Source organism: Microbacterium sp. zg.B48 (assembly GCF_024623505.1).
Taxonomy (GTDB): domain Bacteria; phylum Actinomycetota; class Actinomycetes; order Actinomycetales; family Microbacteriaceae; genus Microbacterium.
This window is the reverse complement of the sequence record NZ_JANJFE010000012.1, coordinates 133,787-151,771: the sequence shown is the minus strand read 5'-3', so window position 1 is coordinate 151,771 and position 17,985 is coordinate 133,787. Positions and strand designations below refer to the sequence as shown.

Annotated in this window: 24 protein-coding genes, 1 tRNA gene and 1 pseudogene; 12 read left to right on the top strand and 14 right to left on the bottom strand. The window is 65.9% G+C overall.

Translation table 11 applies throughout. The annotated features are described in order from the left end of the window. Positions 1-108: 108 nt before the first annotated feature. On the top strand, positions 109-1,017 hold the full coding sequence (locus NQ152_RS09855) for a hypothetical protein (protein WP_257523843.1): 909 nt from the start codon (positions 109-111) through the stop codon (positions 1,015-1,017). Between the two features lie 324 nt (positions 1,018-1,341). On the opposite strand, the gene NQ152_RS09850 is transcribed toward NQ152_RS09855, so the two are convergent. Beyond that, on the bottom strand, positions 1,342-1,566 hold the full coding sequence (locus NQ152_RS09850) for a hypothetical protein (protein WP_257523842.1): 225 nt from the start codon (positions 1,564-1,566) through the stop codon (positions 1,342-1,344). Positions 1,567-1,764: 198 nt separating this feature from the next. On the opposite strand from NQ152_RS09850, the gene NQ152_RS09845 reads away from it, so the two are divergent. After that, positions 1,765-1,965, top strand: coding sequence for a hypothetical protein (locus NQ152_RS09845; protein WP_257523841.1), 201 nt, complete (start codon positions 1,765-1,767; stop codon positions 1,963-1,965). A gap of 248 nt (positions 1,966-2,213) precedes the next feature. Beyond that, complete coding sequence (locus NQ152_RS09840; protein ID WP_257523840.1) at positions 2,214-3,140, top strand: nucleotide-binding protein; 927 nt, start codon at positions 2,214-2,216, stop codon at positions 3,138-3,140. A gap of 154 nt (positions 3,141-3,294) precedes the next feature. Here NQ152_RS09840 and NQ152_RS09835 read toward each other — a convergent pair whose 3' ends face one another. Continuing rightward, positions 3,295-3,471 carry a YegP family protein gene (locus NQ152_RS09835; RefSeq protein ID WP_257523839.1) on the bottom strand — a complete coding sequence of 59 codons (177 nt, stop codon included), beginning with the start codon at positions 3,469-3,471 and terminating at the stop codon, positions 3,295-3,297. A gap of 348 nt (positions 3,472-3,819) precedes the next feature. Here NQ152_RS09835 and NQ152_RS09830 point away from each other — a divergent pair, with 348 nt between their 5' ends. After that, complete coding sequence (locus NQ152_RS09830; protein ID WP_257523838.1) at positions 3,820-4,398, top strand: hypothetical protein; 579 nt, start codon at positions 3,820-3,822, stop codon at positions 4,396-4,398. Between the two features lie 88 nt (positions 4,399-4,486). Here the strand turns inward: NQ152_RS09830 and NQ152_RS09825 are convergent, their stop codons facing one another. From NQ152_RS09825 to NQ152_RS09815, 3 genes are all read right to left on the bottom strand, one after another. Next, positions 4,487-4,975, bottom strand: a complete 489-nt coding sequence (locus NQ152_RS09825) for a hypothetical protein (RefSeq protein WP_257523837.1) — start codon at positions 4,973-4,975, stop codon at positions 4,487-4,489. 348 nt (positions 4,976-5,323) lie between these two features. Continuing rightward, a complete protein-coding gene (locus tag NQ152_RS09820; protein WP_257523836.1) occupies positions 5,324-6,073 on the bottom strand; it encodes a hypothetical protein in 750 nt (249 codons plus the stop codon). A 310-nt stretch (positions 6,074-6,383) separates the two neighbouring features. Further along, positions 6,384-6,644: a hypothetical protein gene (locus NQ152_RS09815; RefSeq protein WP_257523835.1), complete on the bottom strand. Its 261-nt coding sequence runs from the start codon at positions 6,642-6,644 to the stop codon at positions 6,384-6,386. Between the two features lie 74 nt (positions 6,645-6,718). Between NQ152_RS09815 and NQ152_RS09810 the strand changes: the two genes are divergently transcribed. Beyond that, positions 6,719-7,042, top strand: coding sequence for a hypothetical protein (locus NQ152_RS09810; protein WP_257523834.1), 324 nt, complete (start codon positions 6,719-6,721; stop codon positions 7,040-7,042). A 34-nt stretch (positions 7,043-7,076) separates the two neighbouring features. After that, positions 7,077-7,472 (top strand): annotated as a pseudogene (locus tag NQ152_RS17360) (aldo/keto reductase); the annotation flags it as partial. Here the strand turns inward: NQ152_RS17360 and NQ152_RS09805 are convergent. From NQ152_RS09805 to NQ152_RS09785, 5 genes are all read right to left on the bottom strand, one after another. Next, on the bottom strand, positions 7,404-8,372 hold the full coding sequence (locus tag NQ152_RS09805; RefSeq protein WP_257523833.1) for a hypothetical protein: 969 nt from the start codon (positions 8,370-8,372) through the stop codon (positions 7,404-7,406). The pseudogene NQ152_RS17360 and the gene NQ152_RS09805 sit on opposite strands and share 69 nt — an antisense overlap. Continuing rightward, positions 8,365-8,640 carry a hypothetical protein gene (locus NQ152_RS09800; protein ID WP_257523832.1) on the bottom strand — a complete coding sequence of 92 codons (276 nt, stop codon included), beginning with the start codon at positions 8,638-8,640 and terminating at the stop codon, positions 8,365-8,367. The genes NQ152_RS09805 and NQ152_RS09800 overlap by 8 nt, the downstream gene beginning before the upstream one ends. Positions 8,641-9,028: 388 nt before the next feature. Further along, on the bottom strand, positions 9,029-10,225 hold the full coding sequence (gene xerC, locus NQ152_RS09795; RefSeq protein ID WP_257523831.1) for a tyrosine-type recombinase/integrase: 1,197 nt from the start codon (positions 10,223-10,225) through the stop codon (positions 9,029-9,031). 71 nt (positions 10,226-10,296) lie between these two features. Next, positions 10,297-10,530 (bottom strand): AlpA family transcriptional regulator, encoded by a 234-nt coding sequence (locus NQ152_RS09790; RefSeq protein ID WP_257523830.1) that lies wholly within the window; start codon positions 10,528-10,530, stop codon positions 10,297-10,299. Between the two features lie 157 nt (positions 10,531-10,687). Continuing rightward, positions 10,688-10,763 (bottom strand) — tRNA-Ala (locus tag NQ152_RS09785). A gap of 139 nt (positions 10,764-10,902) precedes the next feature. Here NQ152_RS09785 and NQ152_RS09780 point away from each other — a divergent pair. From NQ152_RS09780 to NQ152_RS09760, 5 genes are all read left to right on the top strand, one after another. Further along, positions 10,903-11,862: an ABC transporter ATP-binding protein gene (locus NQ152_RS09780; RefSeq protein WP_257523829.1), complete on the top strand. Its 960-nt coding sequence runs from the start codon at positions 10,903-10,905 to the stop codon at positions 11,860-11,862. Beyond that, on the top strand, positions 11,855-12,652 hold the full coding sequence (locus tag NQ152_RS09775; RefSeq protein WP_257523828.1) for an ABC transporter permease: 798 nt from the start codon (positions 11,855-11,857) through the stop codon (positions 12,650-12,652). Before NQ152_RS09780 ends, NQ152_RS09775 begins: the two co-directional genes overlap by 8 nt. A gap of 21 nt (positions 12,653-12,673) precedes the next feature. Beyond that, complete coding sequence (locus NQ152_RS09770; protein ID WP_257523827.1) at positions 12,674-12,802, top strand: hypothetical protein; 129 nt, start codon at positions 12,674-12,676, stop codon at positions 12,800-12,802. A gap of 15 nt (positions 12,803-12,817) precedes the next feature. Continuing rightward, the gene (locus tag NQ152_RS09765; RefSeq protein ID WP_257523826.1) at positions 12,818-13,180 is read left to right on the top strand and encodes a hypothetical protein; all 363 of its coding nucleotides are present in this window, start codon (positions 12,818-12,820) and stop codon (positions 13,178-13,180) included. A gap of 77 nt (positions 13,181-13,257) precedes the next feature. Beyond that, entirely contained in the window at positions 13,258-14,469 is a 1,212-nt protein-coding gene (locus NQ152_RS09760) for a trans-acting enoyl reductase family protein (RefSeq protein ID WP_257523825.1), read from the top strand. Here NQ152_RS09760 and NQ152_RS09755 read toward each other — a convergent pair. Genes NQ152_RS09755 through NQ152_RS09740 form a run of 4 tightly spaced genes read right to left on the bottom strand, consistent with a single transcriptional unit; the run spans position 14,429 to position 15,809 of the window. Further along, positions 14,429-14,758, bottom strand: coding sequence for a TfoX/Sxy family protein (locus tag NQ152_RS09755; protein WP_257523824.1), 330 nt, complete (start codon positions 14,756-14,758; stop codon positions 14,429-14,431). The two genes, NQ152_RS09760 and NQ152_RS09755, sit on opposite strands and share 41 nt — an antisense overlap. Before the next feature lie 4 nt (positions 14,759-14,762). Continuing rightward, complete coding sequence (locus NQ152_RS09750) at positions 14,763-14,987, bottom strand: hypothetical protein (protein WP_257523823.1); 225 nt, start codon at positions 14,985-14,987, stop codon at positions 14,763-14,765. After that, positions 14,984-15,415 carry an SRPBCC domain-containing protein gene (locus NQ152_RS09745; protein WP_257523822.1) on the bottom strand — a complete coding sequence of 144 codons (432 nt, stop codon included), beginning with the start codon at positions 15,413-15,415 and terminating at the stop codon, positions 14,984-14,986. The genes NQ152_RS09750 and NQ152_RS09745 overlap by 4 nt, the downstream gene beginning before the upstream one ends. Further along, complete coding sequence (locus NQ152_RS09740; RefSeq protein WP_257523821.1) at positions 15,408-15,809, bottom strand: helix-turn-helix transcriptional regulator; 402 nt, start codon at positions 15,807-15,809, stop codon at positions 15,408-15,410. Before NQ152_RS09740 ends, NQ152_RS09745 begins: the two co-directional genes overlap by 8 nt. Positions 15,810-15,927: 118 nt before the next feature. On the opposite strand from NQ152_RS09740, the gene NQ152_RS09735 reads away from it, so the two are divergent. Beyond that, positions 15,928-17,985 (top strand): serine hydrolase, encoded by a 2,058-nt coding sequence (locus NQ152_RS09735; protein ID WP_257523820.1) that lies wholly within the window; start codon positions 15,928-15,930, stop codon positions 17,983-17,985.

Sequence of the window (17,985 nt, the reverse complement as noted above, 5' to 3'; positions counted from 1 at the left end):
CGGCCGCTCTGAAGCAAAGCCCCGCGTCGAAATTTGCTCCACTTTCGCGCCTCGCCGCCTTGGGATCGACGCACGACCGTGGCGCCCAACCCCCGGCATACTGTGAGAGTGAGCCACCTCGACGAGATCATCAGCGGCGCAACTGATGAGTCCGTCAAGACCTCGAACTTGCTTCGCCAGGTGCAGATTGCGAGTCACTACCTCGGCGCGGAGGAAATTCGGAGTTGGGCGCAACGCGAGCTCCGCGGCTACGGCTCAGACGATCCTCTACCGGACTACCGAGCGGCCCGGCCGACTCCCGTCATGGGGACCTGGGTAGCAATGAACTACAAGGCCACCGATCGACTCGATATGGGCGCGTTGCCAGACGAGGTCAGCTGGGCATTCGAGGTCGATCTGCGACAGAGCCTTGCCGAGTTGGAGCAGCTCTCCGGAGGCGACCAGGATGCACAGATCTCTTGGCCGGCGAACCTGGTGGTCCTATACAACCAGGCCGCCCAGAAGGGCCTCGTGGCGCACATGCAAGGCGCCAACCTCGTGTTTGCTCATCGAACGTTGACCCGCGGAATGCTGATCGGTGTGATCGACGCGGTGCGAAACACGGCGCTTGAGTTCGCCCTCAGCCTTCAGTCAGCGGATCGCGAGGCGGGGAGCCGCGACGGACCAACCATCCAAAGCCCTTCGGTGCGGGAAGCGGTTCTACACGTCACCAACCACATCTACGGTGACGGGGTCAACATCGCGCAAGGTTCGGGAATGTCGCAGAACTTGACTGTCACCAAGGGGGACATCGCGCAGTTCGTGAGCGCTCTCGCCGAGATTCTTGAGGACGAGCGCGCGATTGGTGAGGTCGTAACCGTCGTGACGAGCGACGAACCCGCCGATGCCAAACGCTCCAAGCTCAAGAAGCTCGGCACTGCCATCGGGTCGGGAGCCGTAGCCATCGCCGCCGGCGTCACCAGTGAGGTCGCTGCCGACCGTCTCATACATCTGGCAGGCCAGTACCTCGGCTGGTGACCCTCGGGGACAGACTCCTTGCGGCACCGATCGTGCAATGCGAAGAACGCAGCCGGCAGCAAGCGCGCGGCGATCGAGCCCCCACCGCCAACAGCCCAAACACAGGATGAGCGCTCGTTCTCTGGCCGCGGCCAGCCCGCGAATCACAACCGCGCGGTTCACGACTGGCATGGATGGTCTTCGAACGCCGCTGGCGCTAGATGGACCGGCCCTCAGCCGTTCGCGTCGAGCCAGTCGAGGATCCCCCGGGCGGTCCTAATGTCTTCGGGAAGTGATCTTCCTGACCATCGTCATAGCGGTGGTAGGTGTCGCGGTGTATGCCGACTACGTCGGTGAAAGTGTCGACGATTGTGTCGCTGCGCGCGTACTTGCCGTCGGAACTGAACCCCGATGAGTGCTGTTCCTCTCGAACGACCGCCAGCGATACTGGGCGTAATTGTCGATGAAGTCGACCAGACGCTGAGCTTGATAGTCCGACAGGCGTGCATCCGATACGTCTAGGTGCTCGCCGATGTAGTTGCGCATGCGCGCCTTCTCGTCGCGATCCACACCCGACTCCTTCATCCACCACTTGGCGCGTGGCAAACGCATCTGCGCGGCAATAGATTCGTGCATGCTATCGCAGTTCGCTGACGGCCCTGCACGTTGAGGGATCCGCTTCCGCGCGACGCCCGCTCGTCGAAAAACGTGATCTGCCGACGGAGCCGGGCCGATAGCTTGATGAAACGACCGAAGTGAGGATGCTTCTTGAGCGAACCGTTTCAGGCTAGGGCCAGAACCAGGACCGACACGCTGTGGCGCGTCATCATCATCGGAATCTTCGTGATCGGGCTGCTGGTGGCGATCGGGCTCCCGCTCCTCAACGGCAACTGGCGGTCAGTCGTCGCGGCCGTCCCTGTCTTCGCATTCGGGATCCTAATTGCCGCGATTCGCTCGATTCGCCACTGAGAAGGCGCAGCCGGACTATACGCGCGGCGTGAGCAATCTCGCGGAGTATCGCCGGGCGGCCACGCTGCGGGAGTGGTCCAGGGGTGTCCGTAAACGGATCCCGGTGAGACGTGAACCGTCGCGCTGAGGGATCGCGATTTGATAGTGCCTTCGCGAAGCGGTTCGCGTCGCTCTCATCCCCCCGATAGGCATGACTGATCGGAGCGCACAGAGGCTTAATCGGGGCGGCTCCAGGTATGTTTCCCATTGTGACCAATACCGCGAATGCGCATCACTTGCCTCGGGTCTTCATCGGGTCTTCGTCGGAAGCGCTCCAGGTCGCCAAGTACCTTCAGCGCGACCTTCAGCAGAGTCAGTCGTGCATCCCGATGGTCTGGGACCAAGGCATCTTCACTGCCTCGTCGTACACGCTCGATTCACTGGTGAAGACTGCGGAGGACAGCGATTTTGCGGTGCTTATTGTCACTCCAGATGACTTCGTTGCCCGCGGCGATTCCGGCGCTCCCGCGCCACGCGACAACGTAATCTTCGAGCTGGGGCTCTTCATAGCGGCTCTCGGTCGCGATCGGACTTACATCGTGGTGGATCGGACAGATGCTGACATCAAGCTCCCCACGGATGTTCTTGGTATCACCTACTTGCCATTCACCCGTCACGCCAGCGCGAACCTCGCCGCGGCATTGGTGGGTCCGGCATTGGAGATTGTCGAACGAGTTGCGGAACTCGGCACCCGCAAGGGAAGCGCAACCGCAAGAAGTGGCGGAGCCACCTCGCTCTCTCGCGCAGCGATTGGCGTCCCTGGCTCGCACCTCGAGGTGTTCGAGGTGCGAACTGGCCGCCTTTGGCATCGCTGGTCCACCGACACAGGATGGAGCGCTTGGACGGAGATGCCGGTGCTCGCGAACCTGGCTCTCGAGCACGTCGGCGCTGGCGCGCACGGCGACTGGGTTGACCTTTTCGTGTCCACGACAGACGGTCGGCTATTCCACCGGGGGTGGGGGCCGGACACCGGGTGGAGCGACTGGGGCGAGTGGCACGATTCAGGAGTCTCGGGCCCGTTGGCGCTAGCGAGCAAGGCATCCCATGAGAACGCCCTCTGGACAAACAGGGACGGCGGCGTCCACGTCCAGTGGTTTGACGGACAAACGTGGTCGGGCTGGCGGCCCTTCGCGTAAATCCTCTTGCCGATCGGCCCTTCGGCGATGGCAAGCGATACGCGTAGCAGTCCCCTAATCGCACGCTGGCACAGCCGCACGCTTCAGCCCCCATTCGCGCACTGCCCGCTTGGGGATCCTGCGCGGCCGATTCGCCCCGCGAGTGGTTGCGCTATTACGTCAGGTCGACGGTCGGCGAGTCCGCGTTGTTCTTGACGGAGGTGATTCCGTTCTGCGCTGCCGCCTTGGTTGTGTAGCCCTCGGAGGTGGCAATAATCTCCCCGTTGCCAGCCTTCAAGCGAAAGCGGAAGTCGCCCGAAGAACCCTTGTACAGTTCAAACTTCCCAGCCATCATTCGCTCCAATCGGTCGCGTTGGACTGACGCCACTTCGACAGCCTGGCCGAAGGCGGGCGGCCCGGCAAGCGATACAGCGAGCTATGAGCCAATGGAGGCCGCTGGGATAACTCGCTCATCCGCCGTGGACGCTTGGTCCACGGAATGGCGGGGGCATGACGATGCGGTCAGGGCTGGGGAAGTTCGAGTGTCCACACGCGGGGCAATGCCATCCGCCCGGGACATCACGCATGACGACCCCGCACTCCGGACACCTCGGCTGCTCCGCCACGTCGAAGAGGTACATGTCCGCACCCGCCCCCTCGCCGGTGGCCCGGCCTCGCTGAGCGCGGATACTCTCGCCGTATGAGTTTCCTGTCCCAGAACAACAGCGCGGAGGCAGTCGCGAAGCGGGGCTCACGAATCGTCCGGATCGCGTACCGCCCCTTCCACCACCCCGCCCCTCGTTGGAATCCCACAGACCTGGGACGCGGGTACGCCCACATATGGGAACTTTCCAGCCCTCCAGCACTCGGCGACCGAGTGGTACTTGATCACTACAGCGGTCAGCCGGCAGTCATAGTGGGGTTCGGTACTGGATATCAAGGTGATTTCAACTACGTCTATCGTCGTGCAACGGCACGCGAACTTCAGGTAGCGCAAGAGAAGTTGGTCGCCAATGAGGCGGCATGGATTGCACTCGTGCGCAGTGCGGCCGGGCTGACATCGCAGCGAATGCGACGACGGCCAACGCCGGGCTTCCCGAAGGTCGCCGCCGCGACTCCAGCGCGAGCTACCGAGCAAGAAGCGTATGAGGCTGTACAGATGTGGCGTCGCGCCTTGGAGTACGCGAAGGGCGACGGGTGGCCGAAATCTGAATGCCTCAAGCTCGAGCAAATTGTCAGCGACTGGATGACCGTCAAGGTGGCGGGCGGCAACTTTTAGCCAAATTCGTCGACGCACACGCAGAGCGACCGCTCACTGAGAGGGGTGCGGTCAGCGGCGGACTGCGAGCTGGTGTCAGCGGCTCCGACTATTCGCCACGACCACGACCACTACCCGCCACCGTCTTACCCACCACTCCGAACCACCACTCGTGGTGGTAGTAGCGCTCAATCTCGAGCTCTTGGATGGCGTGGAGGGTGAAGTGTTCGAGCCTCCCACCATATGCGTACTCCCCGAGACGGCTGAGGAGGCCTTGCACGGTAATGGAGCCGTCGAAACTCAGCGCCAGCTGATTGCCCCGCACCCGAGGGTCTTCCGAGAGCCCCCAATCGACGTCTGGAATGCTCGCTGTGATCGGCGGCCATCCCGCTTCGAGGAACCGTCGTTCTTGCACGTCCCATGGTTGGACAGACTTTGCAAGCACGCGCACGAAATAGCTCAGCCAACCCTCAGGCGCGGAGTCGCAAATGGCCGCTTTCAGATCTGTGCGAATGCCGGACAGGAGGTCTGTGTCGCCACTCATCGTTACCTTGAACTCCATCGGCGTTCGGAGCTGCATCTCCTGGAAGTTAGGCATGAGAGGAGGGTAGTGCGATCACTCGCGCATTCGATGCTGCGGGGCGGCGGGTGATCTACACCAGACCCCCACGGCCAAAGAGGCTCGGGGCGAGCAGCTCGGCAACGCAATCGCGGAGTTGAGCAGCTGGTCCAGGAGCTTCGCCCATGCCCTAACCCGCTCGGTCAGCGACCGGCCATCGCACCAACGAGAACAGTCGCGCATCGCGATCCCTGATCTGGGTCGAGCCCTCACTACGGTGCCACCGACATCACCGCGGACGTTATCGCCGATCGATTCCGAGGCCAGCCTGATCAGGGCAACCTCGCGGGCTGCGTGGCCAACTTTGGTGGGACCGGCCGGTGAAGGCTAAATCTCGACTTCCTCAAACACATCCTCCGCGGGCATTTCGGGATCGAATTCAAAGGTGCCAACGTCCTGCAGGACATTGCCCCGGACACGGAATGCCCGGAAAAACTCGATGCTGTTCTCAACCTCATGAGTCAACAGCGCCTTCGACTGTTGGCTTATTCCGAGGGAAGCCGCGATCTCAGCCCGGCCGACTGGGGTGCCCGGAACGGTAACATCAACGTCGGCTGCCAGCTGGAAGTCCGTGTTTGAGTCCGTGCCGGCGTAGAAGCGTGCCGCCTTGGCTCTCGCGATCGCATAGACGAATACGTGGTCCGGTTGCCAATTGCCGTCGCGCCAAGCCCTCTGGATGTGGGGGATTAGTAAAACTGGTGAAGTCAGAGTGACGCCCTCGATACCTGTCGCAAGCCCATAGGCCGAATCTCGCTTATTGAACCGCACGTCGATTCTCGCGTTAACGGCGGGAGCGTTAGGGAATACGCTCGAAGCCTGCCCCTTCGCTAATGCGTTCACGGCGACCGAGCGTTCCGACACGATCTCCACGTTCCGATTTACGCCCTGTAGCGTGGCGGTCCGCTGCAGAACTGCGCTGGCATCTGGATCATGAGTGGTGTCTTCGAAGGTTCCGACGGGAGTGACGACGTCGCTTCTAACGTTGACGACGTACCCCATCTCCATGTGGTTTACCACCGGCCATACCGGCATCATTTCCAGTTGGCGCTTCACCGCGGTCGTCCAGGCATTCCCCATGACGCGAACATTAGTCCCGTTTGCGCAACCGCGTCCATGGTGGCTCGAGAGATGTGCCGCAGGGCGCGTCGCATGCGTCATAAATTCAACGTGATTAGCGTGCGCCAGCCAGCCAACCGCGCAGACCACTGACCGGCTATGCGGTAGTCGCTGATCGTCTCGCTCAGGGATCGCCGGCCGATCGCATCGTGCACTCTCCGAGACTGATTGACGGTTCGTTCGTGGCCGAATTGGTGAGGACGTGGATGACGGCTTCGGAGGCTGATAGGGACACTCACCCCGGACCTTGGGACATCCCGGTCGAACAGCGTCAGCGGTAGGCGTGGTGCACGTGCCAGCCGCCCTCGGCGCGAAACACGTCAAACACCAGGCTCTCCCCCGCCTCGTCAGTTCCCTGAAACCGCCACCCATACAGTCCCCGAGGTGACTGCACGGAAGTAGACCAGATCGACTCCCGTAGGCGGGTGGGAGTATCGCTGACACGCCAGCGCCGGCCGCCGTAGAACATCCGCACTGGGACGTCCTCTTCCATCCAGAGCATCACGTCATGTTCGATCGCCACATCAGTCATGAAACCCAATAGTAGAACATGCGTTCGATAAGCTCTAGTCTGATCTTCGTAGCCTGGTGAAGGGACGTCCGGGCGTGGGAACCAACAAGCGATACAGCGCCGGTGTCGACCGCATGATGAACAACCGCATCCTGCAACGTATCGCCGCCGACCACACTCTGCAGACACTCACCGATCAAGAACTCCGCAAGGACACACTGCCAGTTACTCGTGACCCGCAGCCCAAGCCTTGTCGGGCTTGGGTCCGGTTCGGTCCACACGCCGTGCAAGTCGACGCGACTGTAGTCGTCTGGAACGACCTCGCGTGCGGCATCCAATTCACCGTCGCAGACAAGGAAATGCGTTGCTGGGTTTGGGCAAACGCCATCACCCCGGCCGGAACGCGTCCAGCGAATTAGGGCATTCTCCCGCTGAGCACGGACTCTCGACGCCGTCGAGACGCTCGCGGAACGCCGCGGCGTCACCATGGCCAAAGTCGCACTGGCATGGGTCCTGCGCAACTGCCTCGTCTCCGCACCGATCGTGCGTGCCACCAAACCTCGCCACTCTGCCGAGGCAGTCGGCACCCACGACCTCGAGCTCAGCGAGAGGACGCATCGCCCCTTGACGCACCCTTCGTCCAGCGCGGACCATCCTTGCACTGCAAGGGACTCTTCGTCGCGCGCCTCCTGCTGGCTTTCGCCGGCGACTCAGTGCGTGCGGAACCGAACCACCTTGCTGAGCCATTGCGTGAGCGCGACTCTGAAAGCGGCCACGGGATCAGAGCAGGATGTCGGGTGTCCGCTTCGCAAGATCCGACGTCAGCCACTGGAAGACGGCGAGCGATGAGGTCTGAGACACGGCACTGCGACGGAGGTAGCCGGTGCTCGCTACTTCGAGAGCGCGGCGGCGCGGCTCGGTATACACATCCAGCGGGAGCAGCCCTGCGCGGAAGCGCGTACGCGAGATCTCGGCGACACGCGCCCGGAGTTCAAGTTCGTGCTCGGTGAAGTAGACGTCAGCGACGGCCAGAATCTGACGAACCACGCGACCCGTCTCTGACCGCTGCTCGAGCGCGTGCACCAGCTCCGGTGGAGTGCGGACGTCCTGCTCTCGGATCCGAGCAACCTCCCCCCGACTGCGCTTCCGTGCGAAGAACGCATCAGCGGCGGCGGCGTTGTGACGCCGCTCTGCAGCCAGTGCCCGATGCAGCCGACGCTCTGGCAGCCCGGCACGCGCGCGGCGACGCTGCAGGCGCCTCGCTTCGTTCTCGCGCTCACGATACGTCGCGCGTTGGTCAGGAGTGGGCGACCATGCCGCGTCGCGGCCGGTAGCCCGGGCACGGTCGACCGCGCGGCGTCGAGCCTGGTTCGCCTTCTCTGGGTCGGCAGCCTCACGCGCCCGCCGGCGCTCGGCGATCGCGTCGCGATTGCGGCGGTAGTAGTCGCGCTGAGCCTGCTTGTACACGTCCGGGTGCTTCTGCTTGTAGCGTTCGCGGGCTTGCTGACGTTCCTCCGGGTGCTCCGCAGCCCACGCCCTTGCGCGATCGATCCCCTTCTGGCGCCGCGCCTTCTCCTCCCGCTCGCGCTGGGCACGCTCACGCTCCCGGTCGCGGTTCTTCCGGCGGATGTCCTCGCGATTCCGCTCACGGTACTCCGCGTAGTACGTCGGGTGCGCGTCGTTCCATGCCTTCCGCTGCGCGGCTAAGCGCGCTGCACGCTCGTCGTCGCTCGGCTGCGCGTCACTCATGGTGATCCACCATGAGCACGCCGTCGAGCTCAGCGAGCGCCGTGAACAGCTCCTCGCGTGCCGCGGTGGGGTCGGTGATCGCTCGCGCGAAGAGCTCGCCGATCCATTCCCTATCGACGTCGGCCACATCGCCCAGCCGCGCGAGACTCCATTCGATGTCGTCGGCGAGGCTGTAGCTCGGATCATCCACCTCGATGCCGGGGTAGTACAGGAACGCGAGCACAGCTACGTGCTCCAGGACGGCGTCAACGCGCTCACGATCGCTCATAGCAGGAAGGTGCGCACCCAGCGCCCACGATTCGCGCGGCGACGTCTGCTGGTCGGTCTACTCTCGTGCATGTTCGGCCGGAGGAAGAAGCCAACGGCCGAACCGCGCCGGTGGCACCCGCTGCTCGCAGCGCAGGAAGGTCCGGCGGGCACGTGGACCTTAGTCGACGCGTTCTACCGCGTGTACGGCACGATCGAGATCCGCCGGGTGAACGCCACCGAAGTTCGCTACCGTGCCAGCTTCCGGGGTAAGGCCATCGGCTGGTCAACAAACCTCCGTCTCGCCTGCGAGCGGGTCCACGACGAGTTTCCTGCGGAACCACGGCCCGAACGGCGAACCGATCGCGAGTTGGGGCACGAACGATCGAGGTCAACCGATCGAATAGGTTCTAAGCCGCTTCGATGTCTTCCTCGTCGAGGAACTCGAGCGCCGGCTCATCGCCCGCTCCGTCGTCGGTCGAGAGAAGCGAGGTGTCTGGGCTCACGCGGCGTAGGGTCCGGTCGAGGATTCCCGCCGGCCCCCGATCCACGGTGCGGTCGGGCTCGATGTAGTGCCCTTCTGTGATCGCGGTCGATCCGTGGCCGAGGAAGGTGGCGGCAGCGTCGGCGCTCGCCCCGCGCGCGATGACCGTTGCACCAGTCCGCCGATACCAGCGCAATGTGATCCCCTCCCCCTCGAGATCTGCCAACTCGAGGAACGCTCGGAAGGTGCGTCGCACATTGAACGGGCTCAGTGGCTCGCCCGCACGATTGGCGAAGATGGTCCGTTGCGGGTCCGTCGTAAAGATGCCGGTGAGCCGTGCTCGAACGACGTCCGCAGCGAAGTCGGGAACCGCGATGCGGCGGATAGAGTGCTCGGTCTTCGGGTGGTCTTGACGCACGGCACCGCTGCCGGTGCGCAACACGACCGTCCCCGTCACCGAGATCGTCATCCCGCTGGGACCGTCCTCGACATCGCACACGCGGAGAGCGAGGCACTCGCCGATACGCAGCGCGGTGCCGAGGAGCACCTCGATGATGTCGCGCACCTGCCCGTCGGGCTTGGGACCCTTCACGTCCGGTCCCGTCCGCCAGCGACCCGCGGCATCGCGGATCGCGTTGATCTGCTCGATAGTCAACGCCTGACGCTCGCCCTTCGGCCGGCGCAAAGGACTCGTTCCCTGCACTGGATTCCGCGGTACCGCGTCGTGCCGGAGAGCAAAACCGAAGAGTTGATTGAGTATCGTCCGCGAGTGGTGCGCACGAGAGAACGACACGGCCCTCTCAGAGCGGAGGAACCACTCCACGCGGCCCGTGGTGATCTCACCGACCGAAAAGTGCTCGAACTGCGGCCGCACGCGGAGGCGGAGATCATCGCGGTAGTTCTTCTTTGTCCCATCCGACAGCTCACGCATCTCCAGATCCTCGAGCCATAGATCAGCGAGGTCACGGAAGGAGCTACTGAGATCGAGCAGGCCTCCCGCCCCGAAGCCCGGCCTGTCCAGCAGGCGCTCCTTCAAACGGGCTCGAGCGGCGGACTCCGTACGTGCAGCACCCGTCACTCTGCGCAGACGCCCGTCGGCGTCGCGAATGCGCGCCAACGCCACGTACGACGATCCCCGCCTGCTAACGCTGATGGTTCCGTATGAGCCGATCAGGGTGCGCGGCCGGCCCCCGTTCACAACACTCCCCCGCTGTGTCGCTGCTCGTCGGCCAGCTCCATGCGGTGGACCCATGCGTCGATCTCGCTCTTGCGAAACCTCAGCTGTGTGCCGACGCGGAATCCACGGGGTCCACGGCCCTTACTCCGCAGGTCATAGATCGTCTGGACCGAAACCTTCAGGTCGGCGGCAAGCTCAGCCAACGAGACGTAGTTCCCGTGTCCCGACTCCGAGGTGCCAATGCCGTCCATATAGCGAAGGTGCGCGGGCCTTGCCGCGTACCTTCCAGATACTTCGAGAAGGTCCGAGAGCGCACTGCGGCGACCCGGCGAAGTGTCCAGTAAACGACTACCAAACATTCATGCTCCCTGATCAGGGAATGAAGATTTGGGACGCTACCGGGAGTTTTGGTGGACCTGAGGGGACTCGAACCCCTGACCCCCTGCATGCCATGCAGGTGCGCTACCAGCTGCGCCACAGGCCCGAATAGTTCTTTCGCCACCACCCCGGTTTCTCGGCCGAGCGCCTCGTTCCAGGTGGTGACGCCAGTCTAGCCGAGTCGTGCCGGGGATCACTTCGACGCCCCCCTTGCGCGCCCGCGAACGGTGTCTAGCATCCTGTACGTGCGCACACCCACTGCTGATCGGACCACCCCTGCTGCGATCGAGACCTCGGGCCTGCACAAACGGTACGGAACCCGTACTGCTGTGCAGTCCCTCGACCTGACGATCCCCGCGGGCAGCGTGTTCGGGCTGATCGGCCCGAACGGAGCGGGCAAGACGACGACGCTGCGGATGCTGCTGGACATCATCCGCCCGACGGCGGGGATCGCCCGCGTGCTCGGCTCCGACCCGCGACGAGGCGGACCTGCGCTGCGACGACGGATCGGCTTCGTCCCTGGAGACCTCCGGCTCGAGGGACGCGTCACGGGCAGACGCCTGCTCGAGTTCTACGCCGAGGTGTCGGGTCCGGTCGCTGCCGGTGCGATCGAGGAGTTCGCCGACCGACTCGGCGCCGAGCTGAATCGGCCGGTGCACACCCTCTCGAAGGGCAACAAGCAGAAGCTCGGGCTCGTTCAGGCTTTCATGCACCGGCCGGAGCTGCTGGTCCTGGACGAGCCGACCAGCGGTCTGGATCCACTGGTCCAGCGCGAGTTCCTGCAGATGCTGCGAGAAGCGCGTGCCGCCGGCCAGACGGTACTGCTCAGCTCGCACGTGCTCAGCGAGATTCAGCAAGCCGCGGATGCCGTCGCCGTCCTCAGCGGCGGGCGGGTGGTGGCAAGCGGCGATGTGGCGTCACTGCGCCTCGCGGCGGTGCGCCGCCTCCGGGTCGGACTGGTCGACGCCGAGCCCGCCAGGATCGAGCAGGAACTGGCCGCGCTCAGCCAGGTCGGGGAGGTCCACGTCATCTCCGGTCCGGATGGGTCCGTCCGGGTGACCGCCACGGTGGCCGGCGACATCAATCCCGTGGTCGGGATGCTAGCCCGCCATCGCATCGCGGATCTCGCCGTCGAAGAGCCCGACCTGGAGGAATCCGTCCTGCGCCTCTACGGAGCGCACACCACGGGAGCACCCGATGCGTGAGCTGGCCCTGCTGCGGCGGACCCTGCGGGAGTCATGGCGCGGGCTGCTGGGCTGGACCGCAGGCGTCGCGGCGGCGCTGGCGCTGTACCTCCCGCTGTTTCCGAGTATCGGCGGCAATGGCCAGCTGCAGCAGGTCATCGACAGCCTGCCGCCAGAACTGGTCGCCGCGCTCGGATACGACCAGATCGGAACGGGCGCGGGATACACCCAATCGACGTTCTACGGGCTCATCGGATTCCTGCTGCTGAGCATCGCCGCCATCGCGTGGGGCACCGGCGCGGTCGCCGGTGCGGAGGAATCGGGCCGTCTCGAGCTGGATCTCGCCCATGGCATCGCGCGGCGATCCTACGCACTCCAGTCCGCGCTGGCGATGCTGCTGCGCCTCCTCTGGCTCAGCGCAGCGGCCGGCGCGATCGTCGCGCTTCTCGACGCGCCGGCCACCCTCGGACTGGATGGGGCGAACATCCTCGGAGCCACCGTCGCGCTGTGGGGACTGACCGCGCTGTGCGGCGCAGTGGCGCTCCTGGCAGGCGCCCTCAGCGGCAGACGGCTGTGGGCCATCGGGGCGGGAGCCGGGGTCGCGGTCCTCGGGTACGTCCTGACCGCGGTCGCCAACCAGCTGCCGGAAGCGGAGTGGCTGCGCTTCTTCTCACCGTACTCGTGGGCATACCACCAGTCCCCGCTCGCCGACGGCGCCGATCCGGTCGGGCTGACCGCGCTGTGGGCTGCGACCGCTGTCCTGATCGCTGCCTGTGCCGGGGCGCTGCAGCGCCGCGACGTCACGGGCTGACGGATGCGCTGCGTCGCCCTCATGCGGAACGTCAACCAAGGCCAGCGCGGCCACCCGTCCACCGACGCCATCCTGGCCGGCTTCGCCGACGCCGGGTGCCCCGACGCGGTGACGTTCCAGAGCAACGGGACGATCCTGTTCGATGCGTGATCCCCGGAAACGGTGGTGGACGCCGCTGCTGCGGCGATCGCCATCCGCTCGGGACATGTGCGTGACATGTTCTGGATCGCCTTCCAGGACGTGGCGGCGGTCGTCGACAGGTACGCCGGAGTGAGCGAGCCACGGCGGTTCGAATTCACCGCGCACCGCGGTGGCACCATCGACCTCGTGGATGCGCAGGTCGTCGGTGAAGCAGACCGCAATCGCTGCGAACTCGTCGACACCGGTCCGCGCTGGGCGCTCGTGCGCAACAGGATCGCGGGCGAGGGACACGCCACCCCGACCCTGGAGCGCATCACCGGGCACCCGGCCACCTCGCGCGGGCTGCCGAGCATGGTGCGACTGGTGCTGCGGTTCCGCTCACGATGACGAGGGCACCGTAGGGGTCAGACGCGCGCACGCAAGCCGGTGCCTGCGGCGGTCTGCCGCGCGTAGGCTCGCGTGCCATGGGCACGAACGACCGCGAACATGACATCGTCCTGCTCGGCGCCACGGGCTTCGTCGGGCGGTTCACCGCCGAGCATCTGGCCCGATCCGCGCCCGAGGGCGCGCGCATCGCCGTCGCGGGACGATCGAGCGCACGGCTGCTGAGCCTCACGCGTGAGCTCGGCGTGAACTGGCCGACGATCGAGGTGGACACCGCGGACGAGGCGGGTGTCACCCGCCTCGCCGCCTCGACGTCCGTGATCGCGACGACGGTCGGGCCGTATCTGCGCTACGGCGAGCGCGTCGTCTCCGCCTCCGCACGGGCCGGCACGTCGTACGCCGACCTGGCCGGGGAGAGCATCTTCGTCGCGCGCAGCATCCGCGACAATCACGACGCCGCCCAGCAGAGCGGAGCGAAGATCGTCCACTCGTGCGGCTTCGACTCGATCCCGTCCGATCTCGGCCTCGGTCTGGGCCATGCGGCCGCCGGCGGCGTGCCGATCGTCGCGGCGACGCTGCGCGTGCGATCGCTGCGCGGCGGGATCAGCGGCGGAACCATCGACTCGCTGCGCCAGCAGATGAAGGAGGTCAGAACGGATGCCGCGGCCCGCCGCATCGTCGGGGATCCGTATGCACTCACGCCCGGTCCCTCCGTTCGTCTGCCCGGCCGTGACCCGCGTGTGTGGGGCAGAGAGCGCGGGGTGTGGCAGGCGCCGTTCATCATGGGCGCCTACAACCAGCAGATCGTCCAGCGCAGCAACCACCTGACGGGCTGGAGCTACGGTCAGCTCATGCGGTACCGCGAGGTCGTGAGCACAGGACGCGGGCTGCCCGGCTTCGTGCGCGCCGCGGGAATCGGCCTGGGGACGGCGGGTTTCGTCGCCGGCGTGGCGTTTCGGCCGAGCCGGGCGATCCTGGACCGTGTTCTGCCCGCGCCGGGGGCCGGCCCCGGGGCGACGGCGATCGCCCGCGGCCGCTTCGCCCTCGACATCGACATCTACCCCGTCGAAGGCGACCCCATCCGCACGCGCGTGGCGGCGCCGTACGATCCCGGCTACGGGGGCACCGGTGTGATGCTCGGTGAGTCGGCGCTCAGCCTCGCACTCGATGACCTGCCCGACCGCTCCGGGGTTCTGACGCCGATGGTGGCGATGGGAGAGGCGCTCGCCGATCGATTGCGCCGGCACGGGTTCACGCTGGACGCCGGCGCGCGTGCTGAACCCACAGGCTGAGGATCGCCTCGTCGGCGGCGGCGGCGCCGTCGACGCGAATCCAGCCGATGCCCATGGACCTGCCCGCACCCATCTCCGCCCGTGTGGCCTCCGATCGCTGAAGCAGCGTCGCGTCGTCCGCGGGGTCGATGCGCACGAGCAGACTGCCGTCTTTGTTGACGGCGACGAGCATGGTGTCCTCGACCATGACGGCGACGGCCCCGAACATGGAGACCTCGCGCACGGACTCGGCGGGCAGCAGCTGCTCGATCCTGTTCAACAGGTCACGCCGGTCAACCTGCGTCGACATCGGCTCACCCCCCGTGCGGCAGGTAGCCGAGCCGGTCGAAGGACAGGCGGATATCGGTGATCTGATCGCCTTCCACGGTGAACAGCTCGCAGATCAGCGAATCCGACACGTGATCCAGTGCGCGATCGACATCGCCGCTGGTCCAGGCCCGGTGGTAGGCATCGACGATGGCTTGCGGTGTGGTGGGGTTCGGCATCCCGTGCTCTCCTTCGTACTCGGTGGTGGTCATGCTGAGGGCGTCCAGTCATCCGCCGGCAGGTTCCGGCCGGTGGCCGCCAATGCCAGTCGCCCGACGAAGTGCTGCCACCCGTCGACGTGCCCGGCGACCTCACCCTCGGGCAGGTCGGTGTGCACCACCTCGACCCGCGTGCCCAGGGCGGTGGCGGTCAGCTCGAACGACACGGTGGATGAACCCGGCGGCAGTGTCGCGCTGCCCTCGAATCCCCACGAGACGATGACCCGCCGCGGCCTGTCCACCTCCAGGAAGGTTCCGCGGGCGCCGTAACCGGCGATGTTCACCGAGAACTCGCCCCCGGGGGTCGGCTCCACCTGCGCCCAATCGCCCATCCACGCGGTGATCCCATCCGCGGTGATCAGATACTCGAAGACGCGCTCCGGTGCTGCCGCGATCTCGACGCTGGATCGATGCTCAGCCATCGAGACCCTCCGTGCTGCTCTCGACCGCGCGCTTGAGGCGTGTGAGGCGCTCCGGCCAGAAGTCATCGAAGAACGCCTTGCCGATCGCGAGGCCCTCCACACGCACGGCGAACAGGTGCCGGGTGCCGGATCGGGTGCCGGAGACCAGCCCGGCCTGGCTGAGCACCTTCAGGTGATGCGACACGATCTGCTGCGACAGCCCCAGCTCGGCGGCGATCTCCCCGACCGGCCGCCGACCGTCGCGCACCAACGCGAGGATCGCCCGGCGGTGTTCATCTGCGAGGGCGCGAAACGCCTCGTCGAGGGCCGCCGGTTCCATGCCTACCAGTGTGCCCACAAACATCTGTTTGTACAAGCGCAAGGTGGTGAAGGACGTTCCGCGGCGTGTCAGCATTTGCGCTCCGCAGAAGCGATGCGGGAGACTGACGCCCACGCGGGTGCTGGGGTCGCCACCTCCGTCGCCACATGGCGTGCACGCTCGATGGCGCCCCCTCGGCACGAAGGAGTGCAAGATGAGGGCGACCTCGCCCGTGTACGCGGCATTCGCCGCCTGCGCCGCCATCATCACGGTGGTCGCGGTGACGATCGCAGCGACCCCGAAGACCTCGGACTTCTCGCGGACCGCCTCCATCGCGAGCCAGGACGCGGAAGCCCTGCTCGCCGCGCACGATGGGACATCCCTTTCCCTGGCGCTGGTCGCCGGCGACGAGCTCGCCTGGTCTGCCACCTTCGGCGCGGTCGACACGCGCGGCACAGCGCCGACCGCCGAGACGCTGTACGGCATCGGGTCGGTCAGCAAGATCGTCACGACGGTGGCGGTCATGCAGCTGGTCGACGCCGGGAAGGTGGACCTCGACGCGGCGGTCGCGGACTACATCACCGATTTCCGGATGGAGGACCCGGGCTACACACGGGTCACCGTGCGTATGCTGCTGAACCACTCCGCCGGGTTCCCCGGCACCGATTACGCCAACGGCTTCACGTCCGCCCCGTTCGCCGACTACGCCGAGCAGATGCTCGCGCAGCTCGCTCGTTCCCGGCTCAAGAGCATGCCGGGATCGGTCGCGGTGTACTGCAACGACTGCTTCACCATGGCCGGTCTCCTCGTCGAACGGGTCAGCGGCATCCCGTTCACCGAATACGTCCAGGCCCGAGTGTTCGAGCCGCTCGGCATGACCGCGTCGATGTACCCCACGGATCCGCTGGAGCCCGGCGGGTTCGCACCGGTGATCGTCGACGGCGAGGCCCAGCCTCCGGAATACCTCAACCTCTACGCGTCCGGCGCCCTGTTCTCGACACCGCACGAGCTGGCACGGCTGGCGGCGGTGCTGCTCGGCGACGGCACGTGGCGTGGCCGGCAGGTGATCTCCCCCGCTTCGATCCAGCAGATGGGTCTGGACCACATGTCCGGCACGCTGGACCCTATCGCCTCGACGGCCTTCCGGTACGGTCTGGGCTGGGACACCGTGGCCGATCCCGGGCTGGAGGCAGTCGGTGCACGCGGCTGGGGCAAAGGCGGCGACACGGTGGATTACCACGCGGCGTTCCTGCTTGCTCCGGATTCCGACGTCGCGGTGATCATCACGGCCGCGGGCCGGCAGGTCGGTTCGGGGATGCTGAGCACTCTGGCGCAGACCGTCCTGCGCAGCGCGATCAGCGAAATCCATGGCGCTGTGCTGCCGCCGGGTGCATCCGTCGAGCACGACCCGCCGGAGGCACGGCCTACGACCGGTCAGCTGGCCGCGATGGTCGGTTCCTACGCCGGGTCGATGCTGGTCCGCGTGGCAGCCACGCCGGAGGACTCGCTCGCCGTGGATGCGTACGCCGGCGGAAAATGGGTGCCGCCGGATTTTTACACGCTGCGCAGCGACGGCCTCTTCTGGAGCACGACCGAGCCGTCACGATCGTTGCAGACCCGTTCCGCCTGGGGACGGACCTACCTGGTGCTTCAGCTTGCCGAACCGCAGGGGACCTTTCTGGAGACCACCATCCTCGGCGAGAAGGTGTCACCGCACGACGCGCTCCGCGCCACCTGGAAGGAACGGGCGGAGCGGAGCTGGGTCATCGTCAACGAGCGCTCCGACTCGCTGCTCTGGAACGGCAACCCGACCCTGACCATGGCGGATCCGGATGGCACCGGCTATCTGTGGGTCACCCATGCCCAGGGATCGACACCCGTCGATCCGCGAGACAGCGATGATCTCGCGTCGATGTTCGTGCAGCTGCCCGGGGTGAACGGGCGCGACATGAACGACCTGCGCATGCTCTTGCGCGAGGGCGAGGAGTGGGTGCAGTTCGGCTCGGCGACGTATCGCCCCGTCGAGAGCATCCCACCCCTGGAGGAAGGCGTGGTGCGGATATCGATCGGCGTCGATTCCGCCGCGCAATGGCGTTCTGTCCCCGCCGAGACGCGGCTGAGTTCGACCGGCGACGGCAGCTGGCGCGCGTACACCGCGGACGGTGATCCGATCGATGTGGCGACCGGCTGGGGAGTGCTGCCCGCCGGATCGCTCGTCGCCGTGTTCGGGATGGCCGGAGAGACCATCAGTCTCAGTGCTGAACGGATCTGA

What these genes read in the sequence shown, in the direction of transcription:
- NQ152_RS09835 (WP_257523839.1), bottom strand. Translation starts at nt 3,471, where the DNA reads ATGGCTGGGAAGTTTGAACTGTACAAGGGTTCTTCGGGCGACTTCCGC.
- NQ152_RS09830 (WP_257523838.1), top strand. Translation starts at nt 3,820, where the DNA reads ATGAGTTTCCTGTCCCAGAACAACAGCGCGGAGGCAGTCGCGAAGCGG.
- NQ152_RS09825 (WP_257523837.1), bottom strand. Translation starts at nt 4,975, where the DNA reads ATGCCTAACTTCCAGGAGATGCAGCTCCGAACGCCGATGGAGTTCAAG.
- NQ152_RS09820 (WP_257523836.1), bottom strand. Translation starts at nt 6,073, where the DNA reads ATGGGGAATGCCTGGACGACCGCGGTGAAGCGCCAACTGGAAATGATG.
- NQ152_RS09815 (WP_257523835.1), bottom strand. Translation starts at nt 6,644, where the DNA reads ATGACTGATGTGGCGATCGAACATGACGTGATGCTCTGGATGGAAGAG.
- NQ152_RS09805 (WP_257523833.1), bottom strand. Translation starts at nt 8,372, where the DNA reads ATGAGTGACGCGCAGCCGAGCGACGACGAGCGTGCAGCGCGCTTAGCC.
- NQ152_RS09800 (WP_257523832.1), bottom strand. Translation starts at nt 8,640, where the DNA reads ATGAGCGATCGTGAGCGCGTTGACGCCGTCCTGGAGCACGTAGCTGTG.
- NQ152_RS09790 (WP_257523830.1), bottom strand. Translation starts at nt 10,530, where the DNA reads ATGGACGGCATTGGCACCTCGGAGTCGGGACACGGGAACTACGTCTCG.
- NQ152_RS09775 (WP_257523828.1), top strand. Translation starts at nt 11,855, where the DNA reads ATGCGTGAGCTGGCCCTGCTGCGGCGGACCCTGCGGGAGTCATGGCGC.
- NQ152_RS09770 (WP_257523827.1), top strand. Translation starts at nt 12,674, where the DNA reads ATGCGGAACGTCAACCAAGGCCAGCGCGGCCACCCGTCCACCGACGCC.
- NQ152_RS09760 (WP_257523825.1), top strand. Translation starts at nt 13,258, where the DNA reads ATGGGCACGAACGACCGCGAACATGACATCGTCCTGCTCGGCGCCACG.
- NQ152_RS09755 (WP_257523824.1), bottom strand. Translation starts at nt 14,758, where the DNA reads ATGTCGACGCAGGTTGACCGGCGTGACCTGTTGAACAGGATCGAGCAG.
- NQ152_RS09750 (WP_257523823.1), bottom strand. Translation starts at nt 14,987, where the DNA reads ATGACCACCACCGAGTACGAAGGAGAGCACGGGATGCCGAACCCCACC.
- NQ152_RS09745 (WP_257523822.1), bottom strand. Translation starts at nt 15,415, where the DNA reads ATGGCTGAGCATCGATCCAGCGTCGAGATCGCGGCAGCACCGGAGCGC.
- NQ152_RS09740 (WP_257523821.1), bottom strand. Translation starts at nt 15,809, where the DNA reads ATGCTGACACGCCGCGGAACGTCCTTCACCACCTTGCGCTTGTACAAA.
- NQ152_RS09735 (WP_257523820.1), top strand. Translation starts at nt 15,928, where the DNA reads ATGAGGGCGACCTCGCCCGTGTACGCGGCATTCGCCGCCTGCGCCGCC.